Here is a 19,389-nt window from a genome sequence, read left to right as displayed (position 1 = left end):
AGGTCCGTTACTCTCCGCGCCCGACGCTTACTGGATGTTGACGTCGACGCTGGCCGGCAGGTCGATGCGCATGAGCGCGTCAACCGTCTTCGGCGTCGGGTCGAGGATGTCGATCAGCCGCTTGTGCGTGCGCATCTCGAAGTGCTCGCGCGAGTCCTTGTACTTGTGCGGCGAGCGGATGACGCAGTACACGTTCTTCTCAGTGGGCAGCGGCACAGGTCCGACGACCCGAGCGCCGGTGCGCGTCACGGTCTCCACGATCTTGCGCGCAGACGCGTCGATCGCTTCGTGGTCGTAGGCCTTGAGCCGGATGCGGATCTTTTGTCCCGCCATAATGGCTTGCCGTTCCTCTGCTTCTCGTAACCGCTGCGGGCGGTGCCTCGGATGAGGCCTTTTACAGCCTCTTGGCGCGCTCCGCCCCTGTTGAAGTGTCATGGTGCCCGGTCCACGCGGTCGGGCGTGTCGCGCCCGATGCGCATACCGGTCCCACTCAAGGTCTCCCCGGTGGGATTGGGCCTACCACACAGCCCATGCACCCTGATGCCCATCTCCGCAAGGAGGCGTTCACTAACAGGGCGCGGACGCTCGATCAGAAGGACTCGGGGACGCACGGATGCGACCCGGCCTTCATCGAGCAACCCGTAAAGAATGCCACACGAGCGTGGGGCACTCCAAATCGGGGCGGGTGAGTTGGACCCAGATCACGTGCGGATCTTGGCCGGTGAGCCACTGCCGTCCGTCGCATGTGGAGCGACGGCCGCGCCGGTTTCATTGTCCGGCAACGGGTTCCCGACGACGGCTCTTCACCCGCGCGCCTGCGACAACCCGACGTGAGCTGCCGCACAATTTCTGTCTTGACGACGAAAGCCGGGCCAACGAAGATCGCTGGCCCGGCTTCACGCCGAACTGGTGGAGCTAGATCACTTGAGGATCTTGGTGACCGAGCCGGCGCCGACGGTGCGGCCACCCTCGCGGATCGCGAAGCGGAGGCCCTCGTCCATGGCGATCGGCTGGATCAGCTTGACGTCCATACCGGTGGTGTCACCCGGCATGACCATCTCGGTGCCCTCGGGCAGCGTCACAACGCCGGTCACGTCCGTCGTCCGGAAGTAGAACTGGGGACGGTAGTTGTTGAAGAACGGCGTGTGGCGGCCACCCTCGTCCTTCGACAGGATGTAGACCTGCGCGGTGAACTCGGTGTGCGGGGTCGTGGTGCCCGGCTTGACGATGACCATGCCGCGCTCCACCTCCTCGCGCTTGATGCCGCGGAGCAGCAGCGCGGCGTTGTCGCCGGCGCGGCCCTCGTCGAGGAACTTCTTGAACATCTCGATCGAGGTGACGGTCGTCTTCTTCGACGTCTCCTTGATTCCGACGATCTCGATCTCGGAGTTCACGTTGATGATGCCGCGCTCGATACGACCGGTCACCACGGTGCCGCGGCCGGTGATCGTGAAGACGTCCTCGACGGGCATGAGGAACGGCTTCTCGGTGTCGCGCTCCGGCTCCGGGATCGCCGAGTCAACGGCGGCCATGAGCTCGAGCACGGACTTGCCCCAGGTCTCGTCGCCCTCCAGCGCCTTCAGCGCCGAAACGCGCACGACCGGCAGGTCGTCGCCCGGGAACTCGTACTCGGAGAGCAGCTCGCGGACCTCGAGCTCGACGAGCTCCAGGATCTCCTCGTCGTCCACCATGTCGGCCTTGTTCAGGGCGACAACGATGTAGGGAACGCCGACCTGGCGGGCCAGGAGGACGTGCTCCTTCGTCTGCGGCATGGGACCGTCGGTCGCCGCGACCACGAGGATGGCGCCGTCCATCTGCGCCGCACCGGTGATCATGTTCTTGATGTAGTCGGCGTGCCCGGGGCAGTCGACGTGCGCGTAGTGACGGTTCTCCGTCTGGTACTCGATGTGCGCGATCGAGATCGTGATGCCGCGCTGCTTCTCTTCCGGCGCCTTGTCGATCTGGTCGAACGCGAACGAGGCGTTGACATCGGGGAACGCGTCGTGCAGAACCTTGGAGATCGCCGCGGTCAGCGTGGTCTTGCCATGGTCGATGTGACCGATGGTGCCGATGTTGACGTGCGGCTTCGTCCGCTCGAACTTCGCCTTGGCCACTGGATTGTCCTCCTGGACTTCTTTTTTGCTGGTCCGGCGGGTATCTGGTGGCCACCCGCCGGACTACACGTCAGGGTCGGAAAATGCGGACCCCAGGGATTCACCCCCGGAGAGCCCGCGGTGGAACTGCGGTGCTCCGGTTGGGGACTATTCCCCGGTCGCCTTCGCGATGATCTCCTTCGAGACGTTCGCGGGAACCTCTGCGTAGGAGTCGAACACCATCGAGTAGTTGGCGCGACCCTGGGTCTTCGACCGCAGGTCGCCCACGTACCCGAACATTTCCGACAGCGGGACCAGTGCCTTGACGACACGGATACCGCTGCGCTCCTCCATGGCCTGGATCTGGCCACGGCGGGAGTTCAGGTCGCCGATCACGTCGCCCATGTACTCCTCGGGCGTCGTGACCTCGACGGCCATCAGCGGTTCGAGGATCGCGGGAGACGCCTGACGGGCGGCTTCCTTGAGGGCCATCGAACCAGCGATCTTGAACGCCATTTCCGAGGAGTCGACCTCGTGGTAGGCGCCGTCGAGCAGCGTCACCTTCACGCCGACCAGCGGGTAGCCCGCCAGCACGCCGTACTGCAGCGCGTCCTGTGCACCCGCGTCGACCGACGGGATGTACTCACGCGGGATGCGACCACCGGTGACGGCGTTGACGAACTCGTAGAGCGCGCCGTCTTCCTTCTTCTCCAGCGGCTCGACGGTGACGAGCACCTTCGCGAACTGGCCGGAGCCACCGGTCTGCTTCTTGTGGGTGTAGGAGTACTTCTCCACCGCACGGCGGATGGTCTCCCGGTACGCCACCTGAGGCTTGCCGATGTTGGCCTCGACCTTGAACTCGCGGCGCATGCGGTCCACCAGGATGTCCAGGTGGAGCTCGCCCATGCCGGCGATGATGGTCTGGCCCGTCTCCTGGTCGAGGTTGACCCGGAACGTCGGGTCCTCCTCGGCCAGCTTCTGGATCGCGGTGCCGAGCTTCTCCTGGTCCGCCTTCGTCTTGGGCTCGATGGCCACCTGGATGACGGGCTCGGGGAAGGTCATCGACTCGAGCACGATCGGGTGCTGCGGGTCGCACAAGGTCTCACCGGTGGTGGTGTCCTTGAGACCGATCACGGCGTAGATGTGGCCCGCGATGGCCTCGGTGACCGGGTTCTCCTTGTTGGCGTGCATCTGGAAGATCTTCCCGATGCGCTCCTTGCGGTCCTTGGTCGCGTTGATGACCTGGGTGCCCGCAGCGACCTTGCCCGAGTAGACCCGGATGTAGGTCAGCTTGCCGAAGAACGGGTGCACGGCGATCTTGAAGGCCAGCGAGGAGAACGGCTCGTCCGTGGACGGGCTGCGCTTCACGATGGTCTCGCCGTCCTGCAGCGTGCCCTCGACCGGCGGGAGGTCGAGCGGCGACGGCAGGTAGTCGATGACCGCGTCGAGCATGGGCTGGACGCCCTTGTTCTTGAACGCGGAGCCACACAGGATCGGGTACGCGGAGCCCGCGGCCACGATCTTGCGGAGGCCGGCCTTGATCTCCTCGACGGACAGGTCGCCCTGGTCGAAGAACTTCTCGGTCAGGTCGTCGTCGGTCTCGGCGACGGCCTCGAGCAGCTGCTCGCGGAACTCCTGGGCCTTCTCGAGCAGATCCGCGGGGATCTCCTCGATGGCGTAGTCCTCACCCTTCTGGACTTCGCCACGCCAGGTCAGCGCGCGCATCTCGATCAGGTCGACGACACCGATGAACTCGCTCTCCGAGCCGATCGGGATCTGGAGCGGCAGCGGCTTGGCGCCGAGCCGGTCCTGGATCGTCTTGATCGTGAAGTAGAAGTCCGCGCCGAGCTTGTCCATCTTGTTGACGAAGCAGATGCGCGGGACGTCGTACTTGGTCGCCTGCCGCCAGACCTGCTCGGACTGCGGCTCGACGCCCTCCTTGCCGTCGAAGACGGCAACGGCGCCGTCGAGGACGCGCAGGTTGCGCTCGACCTCGACGGTGAAGTCGACGTGGCCCGGCGTGTCGATCAGGTTGATCTGGTGGTTCTTCCAGTAGCAGGTCGTCGCGGCCGACGTGATCGTGATGCCGCGCTCCTGCTCCTGCTCCATCCAGTCCATCACGGCAGCGCCGTCGTGCACCTCGCCGATCTTGTAGCTGATCCCCGTGTAGAAGAGGATCCGCTCAGTCGTCGTGGTCTTGCCCGCGTCGATGTGGGCCATGATCCCGATGTTGCGGACCTTGGCAAGATCAGTGAGCACGTCCTGTGCCACGGGTCTTTCCCCTGTCTTGAGCTTGTGGCGCTCACTAGGGCTGGGAGAGCCCGGTCTCACCGAGACCGGGCGTCAGATCACCAGCGGTAGTGGGCGAAGGCCTTGTTGGACTCGGCCATCTTGTGCGTGTCCTCACGGCGCTTGACGCTCGCACCGAGGCCGTTGCTCGCATCGAGCAGCTCGTTCATCAGACGCTCGACCATCGTCTTCTCACGGCGCTGCCGGGAGAAGGTGATCAGCCAGCGCAGCGCCAGCGTGGTCGAACGGCCCGGCTTGACCTCGATCGGCACCTGGTAGGTCGCACCACCGACGCGGCGGCTCTTGACCTCCAGCGACGGCTTCACGTTGTCCAGGGCGCGCTTCAGCGTGACGACCGGGTCGGTACCGGTCTTCTCGCGAGCACCTTCGAGGGCTTCGTAGACGATCTTCTCGGCCACGGAGCGCTTACCGTCGACCAGCACCTTGTTGATGAGCTGGGTCACGAGCGGCGAGCTGTACACCGGGTCAGAGATAAGCGGCCGCTTCGGGGCCGGTCCCTTGCGGGGCATTAGCTCTTCTCCTTCTTCGCGCCGTAGCGGCTGCGAGCCTGCTTGCGGTTCTTGACACCCTGCGTGTCGAGAGAGCCACGGATGATCTTGTAGCGAACACCCGGCAGGTCCTTCACACGACCGCCGCGCACGAGCACCATCGAGTGCTCCTGGAGGTTGTGACCCTCACCGGGGATGTAGGCCGTGACCTCGATACCGCTGGTCAGCTTGACGCGAGCGACCTTGCGCAGTGCGGAGTTCGGCTTCTTGGGGGTGGTGGTGTAAACGCGGGTGCACACACCGCGCCGCTGCGGCGAGCCCTTGAGGGCCGCCGTCTTCTGCTTGGCCACCTTGTCCTGGCGGCCCTTGCGGACCAGCTGCTGGATCGTTGGCATTCGCCGGCTGCTTCTTCCGTCTTTGAGGGTTCGCCTTCCGGTCCACCCTCGTGTTTCTTGATCCCTCTCTGCACCCGAGGTCGGGCGTGTCGCCCGCTCCCAAGGTCCACAGGCAACAGTTCAACTGCCCCTGCGAGTGGAGGTCACCGCGGCCTCACGGGCACGCGGAGCGGCCCGACATGGGTCGGGCACAGGTAGCAAAGATACCCGCCCACGTCTACCTGGGTCAAAACGGGGGTACCGCACCCGCACCTGCAGTAGACATATCGCCCGGCACCGACGCCACTCGCACGACGGAGAACCTGCTTTGAAGCTCAACCTGCTGGTCGTGCCCGGCTACTACTTCATCATCGGCGACATGCTCTCGGAGCCCGAGGCGGGCGACTGCACCGAACCGATCAGCACGTCAGACGGCAAGTTCGACATGGACGAGGCCGGCCGCACAACGGCCGATACTGCATATCGGCTCGTGAAAGCCAGAGCGGAAGAAGGGGTGTCCACGGGCGACTGCCTCAAGCAGGGCAACGCGTTCCAAGAGCGCGTCACATATGGCACAAGCGGGTGTCGAAGGTCACTGCTCCCGCCGACCGCTCGCTGTGCGGTGACCACGAGGCCCGCACCTGTCCCGATCCCATGATGACCGTCTGCCTGGAGAAGCCGTGAAGGTCGTCCCCCTCGCCGTGGCTCTGGCCCTCGTGCTGTCCGGGTGCTCCGGCTGGCACGAGCAGGCCGGCGTCGGCGAGTGCGCGAAACCGGTCGACCTCGACAACACGAACGTCGAGATGACCGAAGTGGACTGTGCGTCCCAAGAAGCCATGTACCGCGTGTCTTCGCGTGAGCGCCGCACGATGTGCCCGACCGGCGACTACCTGACCGAGTCTTCCGGGCGGTCGAGGACGAACGGCAAGACGCGGCTCTGCTACGTCCTCAACGTGCAGAAGGGCGACTGCCTCCGGGCGGTCAACCAGTACTTCGAACGGGTGGCGTGCGGGACCGGGACGCGCAAGGTCACGAAGGTCGTCGACGGCAAGTCGGACCGGGCGCTGTGCGGCGGTGACGACGCCAGGACGTACCCGCAGCCGGTGAGGACGATCTGCATCTCCCGCTGAGGCCACGGCCTTGCGCACGCGCAGGCCTGATTCACTGTGCGCGTGGACGACCTGATCAGGGCGATGGCCTCGCTGACCGGCTCCTCCGCCGACCCCGAGGTGCTCGGCGGTGACCGCGGCGAGGTCGTGGTGGTGCGTGTCGGTGACGTGGTGGCCAAGGCGTTGCCCGCGGACACCGACGTCGAGGCTCTCGAGCAACGGCTGGAGATCGCGGCGGCGCATCCCGAGTTGATGCTGCCACCGTTGAAGCCGTTGCAGTTCGTGGACGACCGGCCGGTGACGCTGTGGCCGTACGGGACGCCGGTGAGTCAGGCCGATCCCGACGGCGCGCCGTGGGAGGAGAGCGCGGCACTGCTGGCGAAGCTGCACGCATTGCCCGCGCGAGGGCCCGTGGCCGGTACGCCGGAACGGATTGTGCGCGCTATTGAAGCGTTGCCGCCGGACGTGCCGCATGCAGACGTGGTGTTGCGCGCTTACGAAGTCCTACCGCCGTTGGACATGAATGGCCGTGCGTTGATCCACGGCGATTGGCATCTCGGGCAGTTGGTGCACCGGGGTGCCTGGCGGCTCATCGACGTGGACGACCTCGGGGTCGGCGATCCGGTGTGGGACCTGGCGCGACCTGCGGCTTTGTTCGCCGCGGGGGTACTGCCCGACGACCTCTGGGCGCGGTTCCTCAACACGTACCGTGAAACGGGTGGGGTGGCTCTGCCGACATCTGAATGGGAAGCACTCAACATCCCGGCTCAGGCGTACGTTGTGCAGATGGCGGCTCGGGCACTCATGTCCGGGCTGCAGGCAGTGGAACCGCTGGTTGAAGCCTGTCGTCGGATCGTCGCGACGCACGAGAGCAGTGACCGCGGCTAATATCGTTTTTGTCCGGTCCCACCGCAGGAGGCTCACCACGATGCAGTGTCCCAAGTGTCATGCGAACATGCGCACGTTCGACCGCATGGGCGTTCACATCGAGCAGTGCGACGGCTGCCGCGGGGTCTTCCTCGACTACGGCGAGCTCGAGTCGATCACGCGCCTCGAGGCCCAGATGCAGGCTCCTCCGCCCGTCGCCGCGCCGCCGCCCGCTGCCTACCCGCAGCCGGCCCAGCCCGCCTGGGGTGCGGCGCCGCAGCAGGTCCACCACCACCACGGCGGTCACGCGGGCTACGGCGGCTACGGCCACCGCAAGCACCGCGGCCTCGGTGGCCTCTTCTTCTCCTCCTGATGTGCGCGACGGCCCCGGATCTCTGGTCCGGGGCCGTTGACGACTACCGAGAAACAGGTGGATAATCGGTAGTCAACGGGAGGAGTAGCCATGTCCGTCGCGACCGAGGCCGCCCACATCCGAGACCTCTTCGACACGATCGAAGAGCTGGAAGCCGTCGCATCATCCCTGTCGGAGGGCGACGAACGCCGTCGCCGCCTCGACGGCGTGGTGGCCAAGACCCTGCGCCAAGCCCCGCCGGTCCGTCCGGTGGTGGCAGGCGAACTGCTCGACCTCACCGAGAAGACCGTGAAGGCCTGGGCCCGCGAGGGCGTACTCGCCATCCACAGCCAGGAACCGCGCATGCTGCTCGACACCGTGCGCCTGCACGAGGTCCTCCACCTGGTGTCCGACCTCCGCCGCGCCGGCAAGACCCGCGGCCTCATCGACGAGGTCCACCGCCGCCTGAGCGACCAGTCACTGCTGGACCGCCCCGACCTGGCCTCGTCCCTCGACGAGATGCGCAGCGGCAAGGGACGCGTGGTCCGCTCAGCTTGATCCAGGTAGTCGAGACCCCCACCGCACACGCCCAGGCGAACGGCCTGCGCGGCCGCGCCCGCGTCGCCTACGAACGCTTCCTGGACGAGCTCGCCCACTCGGGCTGCGCGGCCCTGGGCTACCGCGTGACGGGCCCGGAACCCCTGCCCCGCCTCTGCGTGAAGCACCTCCGGGGAGCCGACCGCGCAGTGGTCGCCTTCCCCTCCCCCGAAGTCGTGTGGGTACTCCTGGTGGGCCCGCACGACGACGACCCGGGCCTGGACCTCTACGAAGCCCTCTACGAGATGGCCGGCGTCCGCCCCCGCCTCTCGGAGAAGCGCACCAAGCCCCGCTGCTGCACCGACGAGTCCGGCATCCCACCCCTGGTCGACGAGCACCTGGTGGACGACCTGGTCATCCGCGCCCGAGCGTTGGCCCGAGCCCGCCGCCGCTAGAGCCCGAGCGCGGGCAGGATCGCCTCGTCCACGATCGCCGCCACCTCGCCGGCGTCGGGCACGCGCCCGAGGTCGATGGACAGCTTGAACACCAACGCCTCACCGATCTGCGTGGTCACGGACGTCAACCGCCGAGGATCCACCCGCCCGCTGTCGGCGTAGTGCCGCAGCACCGTCGTGGTGAACGTGGCACCCCTCGGGTCGAACACCCGCCGGTACAGGGCCTCCACCAACTCCGGATGCCGGTCCCGCTCAGCCAGGATCGCCGACACGGCAGCCGCCGCCGGAGTCCGCATCCAGTCAGTCAGCAACGTGAGCGCGCCGATGAGATCAGCACGCAGGTCGTCCGCGCCCGGCGCCGGAACCTCCACCGGATGCGCCTGCGCCAACGCATCGAGCAGCAACTCGTGGGTCGAAGCCCACCGCCGGTAGAGCACGGTCTTCGCCGTAGCAGCCCGACGCGCAACGCCCTCCATGCTGACCTGACCAAGACCGACCTCGACCAGCTCAGCCAGAGCCGCCTCATGAATGGCACGAACCAGCACTTCCCCGCGCCGCCGCTCCGACGTCACGCGCCACCTTCCCTTACAAGCTACGGCGCCGTATCTTAACGCCCCAACAAGCTACGCATCAGCCTCAGGCATCGCACTCTGCACCTGGCTGGCCACCGTCCTGCTGGCCAACGCCCTGCGCCACGCCAACCGCCCCGGCCCAGCCGAAACACTCCTCCGCAGACTCACCTACCGGCCCAGCCGAAAACAAATCTTGTCCGTACAGCAATAGTTGTCTAAGCTTCGGTCACCACGACGAACGGAGACCACGATGTCCTTCCAGGCCTACCTCGACGGCGCGGAGAAGAAGACCGGCAAGACCCCGGCCGAACTGCTGACGGCAGCCGCAGAACGCGGCTTCGACGGCACCACGAAGGCAAGCGTGGTCCTGGAATGGCTGAAGACCGACTACGACCTGGGCCGAGGCCACGGCATGGCGCTCTACCACGTGCTGAAGAACGGCGCGCAGATCAGCGAGAAGCACGTGGGCGCCACCGGCAGCCACCGAGACGCCTCGACAACGCTCCGCCTGGACGGCATCGCCAACCGCTGACGGCAGGCCAAGGCAGGGGTCCCCTTGAATTAAGCGTCCCCCGCGACCCAACGTACAGAGCAGGTCTGACACTCCCGCAAGCAAAGACGAGCCGTCCTGGACCCACACGAGGCCGAAGAAAAGCCGCTACCTCCCGCACGCGACGCCGCAGGCGAGCAGTCCTCCCCCACGCGACGCCGCAGGCGAGCCGTCCTCCCCCACGCGATGCCACAGGCGAGCAGTCCTCCCCCACGCGACGCCGCAGGCGAGCCGTCCTTCCACACGGGCCAGGCGGTGGGGTCCCATCACGAGTCGCGCCATAGCTCTTGCTGCAGCTAGGTAGGGGTGTCAACTCGACACGCTTTTCGTCGAGTTGACACCCCTACCTAGCTGTGGCCCGCTCTTGGCTCGGCTCGTGATGGGACCCCACCGCCACGCCACCCTCGAAGCAACAGGCAGCCGCCCAACGCAACAGGCGTGCCATCAACCCACCCGTGGCGTGGACCCCCTGATCAGATTGCCGGGGTCTGGGGCAGAGCCCCAGGGGAAGCACGCAGGGCGACCAGGCCGCCCGCAAGGCGACCACTCGCCAAGGCGAACACCCGCCAAGTCGCCACCCACAACAGCCGCGAACACAACAAAACGGCCCCCAGAGCCAAAGCTCCAGGGGCCGTTCCGAACTACAAAGCTACGAACTACCGGTAATCCCGCCCGAAGTCGTAGTCATCCAGCGGCACCGCGGCACCAGTCCCAGTACCGAAGACGTCAGGCGTGTAGTACCCGTCGTCGTAAGAAGGAATCGCGTAAGCAGCAGCGCGAGCCTCCTCGGTCGGCTGGACCTGGATGTTGCGGTAGCGGTTGATACCGGTACCAGCCGGGATCAACTTACCGATGATCACGTTCTCCTTGAGACCGATGAGCTTGTCCGAACGCCCGTTGATAGCAGCGTCGGTCAGCACACGAGTGGTCTCCTGGAACGACGCCGCGGACAACCAGGAGTCGGTCGCCAGCGAGGCCTTCGTGATACCCATCAGCACCGGACGACCAGCGGCCGGCTCGCCACCCTCGGCGACGACGGCGCGGTTGCCCGACTCGAAGTCCGCACGCTCGACCAGCGAACCGGGCAGGAACTCGGTCGCGCCGGAGTCGATGATCGTGACCCGGCGGAGCATCTGCCGGACGATGACCTCGATGTGCTTGTCGTGGATCGCCACACCCTGGGCGCGGTACACCTTCTGGACTTCGCCCACGAGGTGCAGCTGCGCTTCGCGCGGGCCCATGACACGCAGGACCTCGTGCGGGTCCGGCGTACCTTCCAGCAGCTGCTGGCCGACGGACACGTGGTCGCCGTCCTGCAGCGGGCCGGTGGCCGTGTTGGCGAGACGCTGACGCTTGGACAGCTTCTCGAACACGATCTCCTCGGAGCCGTCGTCCGGGATCAGCGTGATCTTCCAGAAGCGGTCGCCGTCCTCGATGCGGACGCGGCCGTCCACGTCGGCGATCGGCGCCTTGCCCTTCGGGACGCGGGCCTCGAAGAGCTCCTGGACACGGGGCAGACCGGTCGTGATGTCGTCACCGGCCACACCGCCCTGGTGGAACGTACGCATCGTGAGCTGCGTGCCGGGCTCACCGATCGACTGGGCGGCGACGATGCCGACGGCCTCGCCGACGTCGACCAGCTGGCCGGTCGCCATCGAGCGGCCGTAGCAGGACGCGCACACACCGACCGGGGACTCGCAGGTCAGCACCGAGCGCACCTTCACGCGGAGGATGCCGGCCTCGACCAGCGACACGAGTGCCGGGTCGCCGAGGTCGTCGCCGCGGTTCAGGACCAGGTTGCCCTGGGCGTCGGTGATGTCGTCCGCCACCGTGCGGGCGTAGACCGAGGTCTGCGCGAACTCGTGCATGCCGACCTTGTCGCCCAGCTGCTCGCCGACGGTCATCTGCACGCCACGGGTGGTACCGCAGTCGACCTCGCGGATGATGACGTCCTGCGAGACGTCCACCAGACGACGGGTCAGGTAACCCGAGTCGGCGGTGCGCAGCGCGGTGTCGGCCAGACCCTTACGAGCACCGTGCGTCGCGATGAAGTACTCCAGCACCGACAAGCCCTCGCGGAACGAGTTCTTGATCGGGCGCGGGATGTACTCACCCTTCGGGTTGGTGACGAGACCACGCATACCCGCGAGCGAACGGACCTGCGTCATGTTGCCGGCGGCGCCGGACTGCACGATGACACGGATCGAGTTGTCCTCGGGGAAGTTGTCTTCCATGATCTCGTGGACCTGCTCGGTGGCCTTGGTCCACACCTTGACCAGCTCGGAGTTGCGCTCGTCGTGTGAGAGCTGTCCGCGCTGGTAGCGCTTCTCGACGGCGTCCGCGAGGCGCTCGTGCTCCTCGAGGATGTCCTGCTTCGCCGCAGGCACGAGAACGTCCGAGATCGCAACGGTCACACCGGAACGGGTGGCCCAGTGGAAACCGGCGTCCTTCAGCTTGTCCAGCGTCCGGGCGACGGTGACCATCGGGTACCGCTCGGCGAGGTCGTTGATGATGATGGCCTGCCGCTTCTTGGGCATGACCTCGTTGATGAAGGCGTAGTCCTGCGGCAGGATCTCGTTGAACAGCACGCGACCCAGCGTGGTCTCCGCGAGCCACGGCTGACCGGGCTCCCAGCCTTCGGGCTCCTGGCCCTTGGGCGGGTTCTTGTCGGAGACGCGGATCTTCACCATCGACTGCAGGCCCAGGACCTTGCGGTCGAACGCCATCAGAGCCTCGGCGGGCGACGAGTACGAGTGGCCCTCGCCGATGTCGCCGACCTTGTGACGGGTCAGGTGGTACAGGCCCGTCACCATGTCCAGACGCGGCATGGCCAGCGGCTTGCCGGACGCCGGGGACAGGATGTTGTTCGACGACAGCATCAGGACGCGGGCCTCGGCCTGCGCCTCGGCGGACAGCGGCAGGTGGACTGCCATCTGGTCACCGTCGAAGTCGGCGTTGAACGCTTCACAGACCAGCGGGTGCAGCTGGATGGCCTTGCCCTCGACCAGCTGGGGCTCGAAGGCCTGGATGCCGAGGCGGTGCAGCGTGGGTGCGCGGTTCAGCAGCACCGGGTGCTCGGTGATGACCTCTTCCAGCACGTCCCACACGGCCGGGCGCGCACGCTCGACCATCCGCTTGGCGGACTTGATGTTCTGGGCGTGGTTGAGGTCGACGAGCCGCTTCATCACGAACGGCTTGAAGAGCTCCAGGGCCATCTGCTTGGGCAGACCGCACTGGTGCAGCTTGAGCTGCGGGCCGACCACGATGACCGAACGGCCGGAGTAGTCGACGCGCTTGCCGAGCAGGTTCTGGCGGAACCGGCCCTGCTTGCCCTTGAGCAGGTCGGACAGCGACTTCAGCGGGCGGTTACCGGGACCGGTGACCGGGCGGCCGCGGCGGCCGTTGTCGAACAGCGCGTCGACGGCCTCCTGCAGCATCCGCTTCTCGTTGTTGACGATGATCTCGGGCGCGCCGAGGTCGATCAGTCGCTTCAACCGGTTGTTGCGGTTGATCACGCGGCGGTACAGGTCGTTCAGGTCGGACGTCGCGAAACGGCCACCGTCGAGCTGCACCATCGGGCGCAGGTCCGGCGGGATGACCGGGACGCAGTCCAGGACCATGCCCTGCGGGTTGTTGCGGGTCGCCTGGAAGGCGGCAACGACCTTGAGGCGCTTGAGCGCACGCAGCTTCTTCTGGCCCTTGCCGCTGCGGATGGTCTCGCGCAGGATCTCGGACTCGGCGTCGACGTCGTAGTCACCCAGGAGCTTCTGGATGGCCTCCGCGCCCATGGCACCGGTGAAGTAGTCGCCGTAGCGGTCGTAGAGCTCGCGGTAGAGCAGCTCGTCCGCGATCAGCTGGGCCTTGTCCAGCTTGGTGAACGTGGACCAGATCTCGTCGAGGCGGTCCAGCTCGCGCTGGGCGCGGTCGCGGAGCTGGCGCATCTCACGTTCGCCACCCTCCTTGACCTTGCGGCGCACGTCGGACTTGGCACCCTCGGCTTCGAGCTCGGCCAGGTCGGCCTCGAGCTTCTGGGCGCGGGCCTCCACGTCGGCGTCACGACGGTTCTCGACGCGCTTGCGCTCGACCTGCATCTCGCTCTCGAGCGTCGGCAGGTCGTTGTGGCGCAGCTCGGCGTTCACGCCCACGATGACGTAGGCGGCGAAGTAGATGATCTTCTCGAGGTCCTTGGGGGCCAGGTCGAGCAAGTAGCCCAACCGGCTGGGGACGCCCTTGAAGTACCAGATGTGCGTGACCGGAGCGGCGAGCTCGATGTGGCCCATGCGCTCACGACGCACCTTCGCACGGGTCACCTCGACGCCGCAGCGCTCACAGATGATGCCCTTGAAGCGCACGCGCTTGTACTTGCCGCAGTAGCACTCCCAGTCCCTGGTGGGACCGAAGATCTTCTCGCAGAACAAGCCGTCCTTCTCAGGCTTGAGCGTGCGGTAGTTGATGGTCTCGGGCTTCTTGACCTCGCCGAAGGACCACTGGCGGATGTCGTCCGCCGTCGCGAGTCCGATGCGGAGCTCATCGAAGAAGTTGACGTCGAGCACGTCTACTCTCTTCCCCTTTTTAGATCGGTGGCAAAGGAGCTGGTCGGAGGGCCGGTGAAGGACTGCGCCCGATTTTTGGCTCGGAGGCAGCCCTTCACCAGCCGGCGAGGTGACTAGTTGACGACGTCGTCCACGGAGGGCGACTCGGACCTCGACAGGTTGATGCCGAGGTTCGCGGCCGCGCGCTCCAGGTCTTCGTCGTCGCCGTCGCGCATCTCGATCGCGGCACCGTCCGAAGACAGGACCTCGACGTTGAGGCAGAGCGACTGCAGCTCCTTGAGCAGCACCTTGAAGGACTCCGGGATACCGGGTTCCGGGATGTTCTCGCCCTTGACGATGGCCTCGTAGACCTTCACGCGGCCGAGCACGTCGTCGGACTTGATGGTGAGGAGTTCCTGCAGGGTGTATGCGGCGCCGTACGCCTGCATCGCCCAGCACTCCATCTCACCGAAGCGCTGACCACCGAACTGCGCCTTACCACCCAGCGGCTGCTGCGTGATCATCGAGTACGGGCCGGTCGAACGCGCGTGGATCTTGTCGTCCACCAGGTGCAGCAGCTTCAGGATGTACATGTAGCCGACCGACACGGGGAACGGGTACGGCTCGCCGGAGCGGCCGTCGAAGAGCTGCGCCTTCCCGTTCTCCTTGACCATGCGCTCGCCGTCGCGGTTCGGGATCGTCGAGCCGAGCAGGCCCGTGATCTCCTCTTCCTTCGCGCCGTCGAACACGGGGGTCGCGGTCTTGGTGCCGGGCTCGACATCCATCAGGTCTTCGGACAGGTTCTTCGCCCAGTCCGGGTCCCCGTTGATGCTCCAGCCCTGCTTGGCGATCCACCCGAGGTGGGTCTCCAGCACCTGGCCGATGTTCATACGCCGCGGCACACCGTGGGTGTTCAGGATGATGTCGACCGGCGTGCCGTCCTCGAGGAACGGCATGTCCTCCGCGGGGAGGATCTTGCCGATGACGCCCTTGTTGCCGTGGCGGCCGGCGAGCTTGTCGCCGTCCTGGATCTTGCGCTTCTGGGCCACGTAGACGCGGACGAGCTCGTTCACGCCCGGAGGCAGCTCGTCGTCGTCCTCACGCGAGAAGACGCGGATGCCGATGACCTTGCCGTACTCACCGTGCGGCACCTTCAGCGACGTGTCGCGAACCTCGCGCGCCTTCTCACCGAAGATCGCGCGGAGCAGGCGCTCCTCGGGCGTCAGCTCGGTCTCGCCCTTGGGCGTGACCTTGCCGACGAGGATGTCGCCGGGCTGGACCTCGGCACCGATGCGGATGATGCCGCGCTCGTCCAGGTCGGCCAGGACCTCTTCGGAGACGTTCGGGATGTCCCGGGTGATCTCCTCGGCGCCGAGCTTCGTGTCGCGGGCGTCGATCTCGTGCTCCTCGATGTGGATCGAGGTGAGAACGTCGTCCTGCACGAGGCGCTGCGACAGGATGATCGCGTCCTCGTAGTTGTGGCCTTCCCACGGCATGATCGCCACGAGCAGGTTCTTGCCGAGCGCCATCTCGGCGTTCTCGGTGCAAGGACCGTCGGCCAGGACCTGACCCGCCTCGATCCGGTCGCCCTCGTTCACGATGGGCTTCTGGTTGATGCAGGTGCCCTGGTTCGAGCGACGGAACTTGTGCAGCGCGTAGGTGTTGCGCGCACCGTCGTCGGCCATGACGGTGATGTAGTCGGCGGAGACCTCCTCGACCACACCCGTCTTCTTCGCGACGACGACGTCACCGGCGTCGACGGCGGCACGCAGCTCCATGCCGGTGCCGACGAGCGGCGACTCGGAGCGGAGCAGCGGGACGGCCTGACGCTGCATGTTCGCACCCATCAGGGCGCGGTTCGCGTCGTCGTGCTCGAGGAACGGGATCATGGCGGTCGCGGCCGACACCATCTGGCGCGGCGAGACGTCCATGTAGTCGACGTCGGTCGGGTCGATGAACTCGACCTCGCCGCCCTTCTTGCGGACCAGGACGCGGTCGTCGGTGAAGTTGCCCTCGTCGTCGACCGGCGAGTTCGCCTGCGCCTTGACGAAGCGGTCTTCCTCGTCCGCGGTCAGGTAGTCGATCTGGTCGGTGACCCGGCCGTCCGTGACCTTGCGGTACGGCGTCTCGATGAAGCCGAACGGGTTGACCCGCGCGTAGCTCGAGAGCGAACCGATCAGGCCGATGTTCGGGCCTTCCGGCGTCTCGATCGGGCACATGCGGCCGTAGTGCGACGGGTGGACGTCGCGGACCTCCATGCCGGCGCGCTCACGGGACAGACCGCCGGGACCCAGTGCCGACAGGCGGCGCTTGTGGGTCAGACCCGCGAGCGGGTTGGTCTGGTCCATGAACTGCGAGAGCTGCGAGGTGCCGAAGAACTCCTTGATCGCCGCCACGACGGGACGGATGTTGATCAGGGTCTGCGGCGTGATGGCCTCGACGTCCTGCGTGGTCATGCGCTCGCGGACGACGCGCTCCATGCGGGACAGGCCGACGCGGATCTGGTTCTGGATCAGCTCGCCCACGGTGCGCAGACGACGGTTGCCGAAGTGGTCGATGTCGTCGACCTCGACGGGCACGTCGCCACCGGCGGCGGCGTCCATCATCGTCTCACCGGCGTGCAGCCGGACGAGGTACTCGATCGTCGTGACGATGTCGTCCTCGGTCAGGACACCGGTGTTGATCTCGGTGTCCAGGCCCAGCTTCTTGTTGACCTTGTAACGGCCAACCTTCGCCAGGTCGTAGCGCTTGTCCTTGAAGAACAGGTTCTCCAGCAGGGCCTGCGCCGACTCCTTCGTCGGCGGCTCGCCCGGACGCAGCTTGCGGTAGATGTCGAGCAACGCCTCGTCGGTACCCGCGGTGTGGTCCTTCTCGAGCGTGGTCAGCAACGTCTCGCTGAACGCGAACCGCTCGCGAATCTGCTCCGTGCTCCAGCCCAGAGCCTTCAACAGCACCGTCACCGGCTGGCGACGCTTCCGGTCGATGCGGACACCGACGGTGTCGCGCTTGTCGACGTCGAACTCCAGCCAAGCACCCCGGGACGGGATGATCTTGACGCTGAAGACGTCCTTGTCGGTCGTCTTGTCGACCGCGGTGTCGTAGTACACACCGGGCGAGCGCACGAGCTGGGAGACCACCACGCGCTCGGTGCCGTTGATGATGAACGTGCCCTTGTTCGTCATCATCGGGAAGTCACCCATGAACACCGTCTGGCTCTTGATCTCGCCAGTGGTGTGGTTGGTGAACTCCGCCGTGACGAACAACGGTGCCGCGTACGTCATGTCCTTGTCCTTGCACTCTTCGGTCGAGGCCTTGACCTCGTCGAAGCGCGGGTCGGAGAAGGACAGTGACATGGAGCCGGAGAAGTCCTCGATCGGCGAGATCTCGTTGAGGACCTCTTCGAGGCCGCCCGTCGGGGTCTCGTCGCCGGCGTCGACGCGGCGCTGGAACCACGCCTCGTCGCCGGTCAGCCACTCAAAGGACTGGATCTGCAGGTCAAGCAGGTTGGGCGTCGAAAGCGGCTCGTTAATCTTCGCGAACGAGACCCGCTTCGGCGCTCCAGGGATCCCCGACGTGGAGTTGGTCGCAGCAGTGGCCTTGGTCGCGCGAGAGATCGCCAAGATGCGTCCTTCCAGGGACAAATAGCTGGCTAGAGCGAACTAGCACGGCTGTCAAGGGTGCGGCGCTGCTCGACTAATCCACGCTCTCGGCGAAGGGCAAGCGGAAAATGGGCAGCGCAAAGGGGCAGTCTAGCCACACGCACGGCGACTGTCGAGAGGCACCTGGAAGGACCCTCCTCTTGCTCACCGACAGAGTGACCCTGCATGAGCGCGCAGTCAAGATGTTGCGGCTCGATCCACCCTCTGGATGGAGCGCTGTTTACTTGCAGTCACTCATTTGACCTGCACAAACACGTGTGCGGTCGTTTTGGTGGGAAGTTGACGGCCTCAAGTGGACTTACAGAGGGCCACGAGATTTGTGTGATCGAGCTCACGCGTGTCGGGGCTGGCGGAGGACCTGTCCACGGTGCATCTGGGGCTCCTGTGACGTCCTCGCAGCGGAGTTGATCTTAGGGGACGGAGATCAGGTACCCGACACCGGGCCGGGCCAAACGACTCGGTTCGGCGCCGGGGCCGGCGGCGTCACAGATGGGCCGTGCGTGCCGCCAGAGGCACACGTGACAGCAGAGCAGTGCGCGCAGGCGACGGACATGTGTGACGGCGGGGCACGGGCGTGGAGACGCTCCTACCGCGTCAGCAGCCCTGGAGTTGGCGGTTCTGCTCCACCGACGCACCGAACATCTCCATGTTGTCGATCTTCCACCGGCCACCGTCGTCGACCGCGCTCACACGGAGCATGGCGGTGCCGCCGCCCGACTGGTTGTCGGTGGTGCGGGTGGTGACCTGGTCGGCGAACACGAGCACGGTGGCGCGGTCGCCCTTGAGCGACGACACGGCTGAGGACACCACTCGGACGGTCACGACGAGCTTCTGCTGCGGCGCGACCTCCTTCACAGGCCCGAACACGGCGTTGTACTGGCACAGGGCCTTGCCGGTGAGCAGTTCCCTGGCGGCCTTCTCCGTCGACTCGACGTCGGCGAAGTTGTACGAGAACGACTTCTCCACGGCCTCGCGGACCTGGCCGTTGACCTCCGAGGTGGTGACCGAGTCGACCAGGGCGGCGTTGTAGGACACCGAGCGCGACTTCACCAGGAAGAACGTGCCCAGGCCGCCCAGCAGCACCGCGACCAGGAGCAACGCCACCGGGAGCATCCAGCCGTCCTTCGGGCCGGTCCTGCCGGTGACCGGCTCGGCCTCGTCGGCGGAGCCGGGTTCCTCGTCCGCGGAGCCGGGTTCCTCGTCCGCGGAGCCGGGTTCCGCGTCGGCGAGCTCCTCCGGCGCGGCAGGCTCCACGGCGGGCGACCTGACCGGGAGCGGCGCCCACTCGACCGCCTTCGGCGCCCTGAGGTCTGCCTCCGGCGTCACGTCCTCGACCACGGCCTCGGCGGCGGGCTCCACGGCAGGCTCCGCCACGGGCTCGGCGGACGCGCGCCGGTTCAGACCGGCGACCTTGGGACGGCCTCCGGCGGGCGGCGTGGGGATGGGGCGGCGGCGGGATGGGGGCACGTGCACTCGTTCCAATCAGCTCTG

General features: G+C 66.5%; 17 protein-coding genes. 8 read left to right on the top strand and 9 right to left on the bottom strand.

The genetic code is table 11. The features are described from left to right. Nucleotides 1-27: 27 nt before the first annotated feature. The 5 genes from rpsJ to rpsL form a co-directional block, all read right to left on the bottom strand. Nucleotides 28-333: a 30S ribosomal protein S10 gene (rpsJ, locus tag DFR72_RS19380; RefSeq protein ID WP_003938093.1), complete on the bottom strand. Its 306-nt coding sequence runs from the start codon at nucleotides 331-333 to the stop codon at nucleotides 28-30. 587 nt (nucleotides 334-920) lie between these two features. Continuing rightward, entirely contained in the window at nucleotides 921-2,114 is a 1,194-nt protein-coding gene (tuf, locus tag DFR72_RS19375; protein ID WP_030478295.1) for an elongation factor Tu, read from the bottom strand. 147 nt (nucleotides 2,115-2,261) lie between these two features. Next, on the bottom strand, nucleotides 2,262-4,364 hold the full coding sequence (gene fusA / locus DFR72_RS19370; RefSeq protein WP_090065871.1) for an elongation factor G: 2,103 nt from the start codon (nucleotides 4,362-4,364) through the stop codon (nucleotides 2,262-2,264). A gap of 77 nt (nucleotides 4,365-4,441) precedes the next feature. Beyond that, nucleotides 4,442-4,912 carry a 30S ribosomal protein S7 gene (rpsG, locus tag DFR72_RS19365; RefSeq protein WP_030478293.1) on the bottom strand — a complete coding sequence of 157 codons (471 nt, stop codon included), beginning with the start codon at nucleotides 4,910-4,912 and terminating at the stop codon, nucleotides 4,442-4,444. Then, nucleotides 4,912-5,286, bottom strand: coding sequence for a 30S ribosomal protein S12 (gene rpsL / locus DFR72_RS19360; protein ID WP_030473471.1), 375 nt, complete (start codon nucleotides 5,284-5,286; stop codon nucleotides 4,912-4,914). Before rpsL ends, rpsG begins: the two co-directional genes overlap by 1 nt. Before the next feature lie 307 nt (nucleotides 5,287-5,593). Between rpsL and DFR72_RS44995 the strand changes: the two genes are divergently transcribed. The 6 genes from DFR72_RS44995 to DFR72_RS19335 all read left to right on the top strand — a co-directional run bounded on the left by DFR72_RS44995 (nucleotide 5,594) and on the right by DFR72_RS19335 (nucleotide 8,585). Continuing rightward, nucleotides 5,594-5,923 (top strand): hypothetical protein, encoded by a 330-nt coding sequence (locus DFR72_RS44995; protein ID WP_090065872.1) that lies wholly within the window; start codon nucleotides 5,594-5,596, stop codon nucleotides 5,921-5,923. Nucleotides 5,924-5,945: 22 nt separating this feature from the next. Then, a complete protein-coding gene (locus DFR72_RS19355; protein ID WP_090065873.1) occupies nucleotides 5,946-6,395 on the top strand; it encodes an LppU/SCO3897 family protein in 450 nt (149 codons plus the stop codon). Between the two features lie 42 nt (nucleotides 6,396-6,437). After that, nucleotides 6,438-7,262: a phosphotransferase family protein gene (locus tag DFR72_RS19350; protein WP_245983146.1), complete on the top strand. Its 825-nt coding sequence runs from the start codon at nucleotides 6,438-6,440 to the stop codon at nucleotides 7,260-7,262. A 40-nt stretch (nucleotides 7,263-7,302) separates the two neighbouring features. Beyond that, the gene (locus DFR72_RS19345) at nucleotides 7,303-7,614 is read left to right on the top strand and encodes a TFIIB-type zinc ribbon-containing protein (RefSeq protein WP_090065874.1); all 312 of its coding nucleotides are present in this window, start codon (nucleotides 7,303-7,305) and stop codon (nucleotides 7,612-7,614) included. Between the two features lie 90 nt (nucleotides 7,615-7,704). Next, on the top strand, nucleotides 7,705-8,151 hold the full coding sequence (locus DFR72_RS19340) for a hypothetical protein (protein ID WP_090065875.1): 447 nt from the start codon (nucleotides 7,705-7,707) through the stop codon (nucleotides 8,149-8,151). Beyond that, a complete protein-coding gene (locus tag DFR72_RS19335; RefSeq protein ID WP_090065876.1) occupies nucleotides 8,148-8,585 on the top strand; it encodes a hypothetical protein in 438 nt (145 codons plus the stop codon). Before DFR72_RS19340 ends, DFR72_RS19335 begins: the two co-directional genes overlap by 4 nt. On the opposite strand, the gene DFR72_RS19330 is transcribed toward DFR72_RS19335, so the two are convergent. Further along, complete coding sequence (locus tag DFR72_RS19330) at nucleotides 8,582-9,157, bottom strand: TetR/AcrR family transcriptional regulator (protein WP_211335461.1); 576 nt, start codon at nucleotides 9,155-9,157, stop codon at nucleotides 8,582-8,584. The two genes, DFR72_RS19335 and DFR72_RS19330, sit on opposite strands and share 4 nt — an antisense overlap. On the opposite strand from DFR72_RS19330, the gene DFR72_RS19325 reads away from it, so the two are divergent. Further along, a complete protein-coding gene (locus DFR72_RS19325; RefSeq protein WP_090066303.1) occupies nucleotides 9,114-9,368 on the top strand; it encodes a DUF418 domain-containing protein in 255 nt (84 codons plus the stop codon). The two genes, DFR72_RS19330 and DFR72_RS19325, sit on opposite strands and share 44 nt — an antisense overlap. 39 nt (nucleotides 9,369-9,407) lie before the next feature. Next, a complete protein-coding gene (locus DFR72_RS19320) occupies nucleotides 9,408-9,689 on the top strand; it encodes a DUF4287 domain-containing protein (RefSeq protein WP_090065877.1) in 282 nt (93 codons plus the stop codon). Between the two features lie 674 nt (nucleotides 9,690-10,363). On the opposite strand, the gene DFR72_RS19315 is transcribed toward DFR72_RS19320, so the two are convergent. The 3 genes from DFR72_RS19315 to DFR72_RS19305 form a co-directional block, all read right to left on the bottom strand. After that, the gene (locus tag DFR72_RS19315) at nucleotides 10,364-14,260 is read right to left on the bottom strand and encodes a DNA-directed RNA polymerase subunit beta' (protein WP_090065878.1); all 3,897 of its coding nucleotides are present in this window, start codon (nucleotides 14,258-14,260) and stop codon (nucleotides 10,364-10,366) included. Between the two features lie 113 nt (nucleotides 14,261-14,373). Continuing rightward, nucleotides 14,374-17,859, bottom strand: coding sequence for a DNA-directed RNA polymerase subunit beta (gene rpoB, locus DFR72_RS19310; RefSeq protein WP_090065879.1), 3,486 nt, complete (start codon nucleotides 17,857-17,859; stop codon nucleotides 14,374-14,376). 633 nt (nucleotides 17,860-18,492) lie between these two features. Beyond that, nucleotides 18,493-19,365 (bottom strand): hypothetical protein, encoded by an 873-nt coding sequence (locus tag DFR72_RS19305; protein ID WP_143086714.1) that lies wholly within the window; start codon nucleotides 19,363-19,365, stop codon nucleotides 18,493-18,495. Nucleotides 19,366-19,389: the final 24 nt, after the last annotated feature.

This window comes from Lentzea flaviverrucosa (assembly GCF_003350445.1).
Lineage (GTDB): Bacteria > Actinomycetota > Actinomycetes > Mycobacteriales > Pseudonocardiaceae > Lentzea > Lentzea californiensis.
The sequence above is the reverse complement of the archived record's forward strand: the minus strand, read 5'-3'. Positions and strand labels throughout refer to the sequence as shown.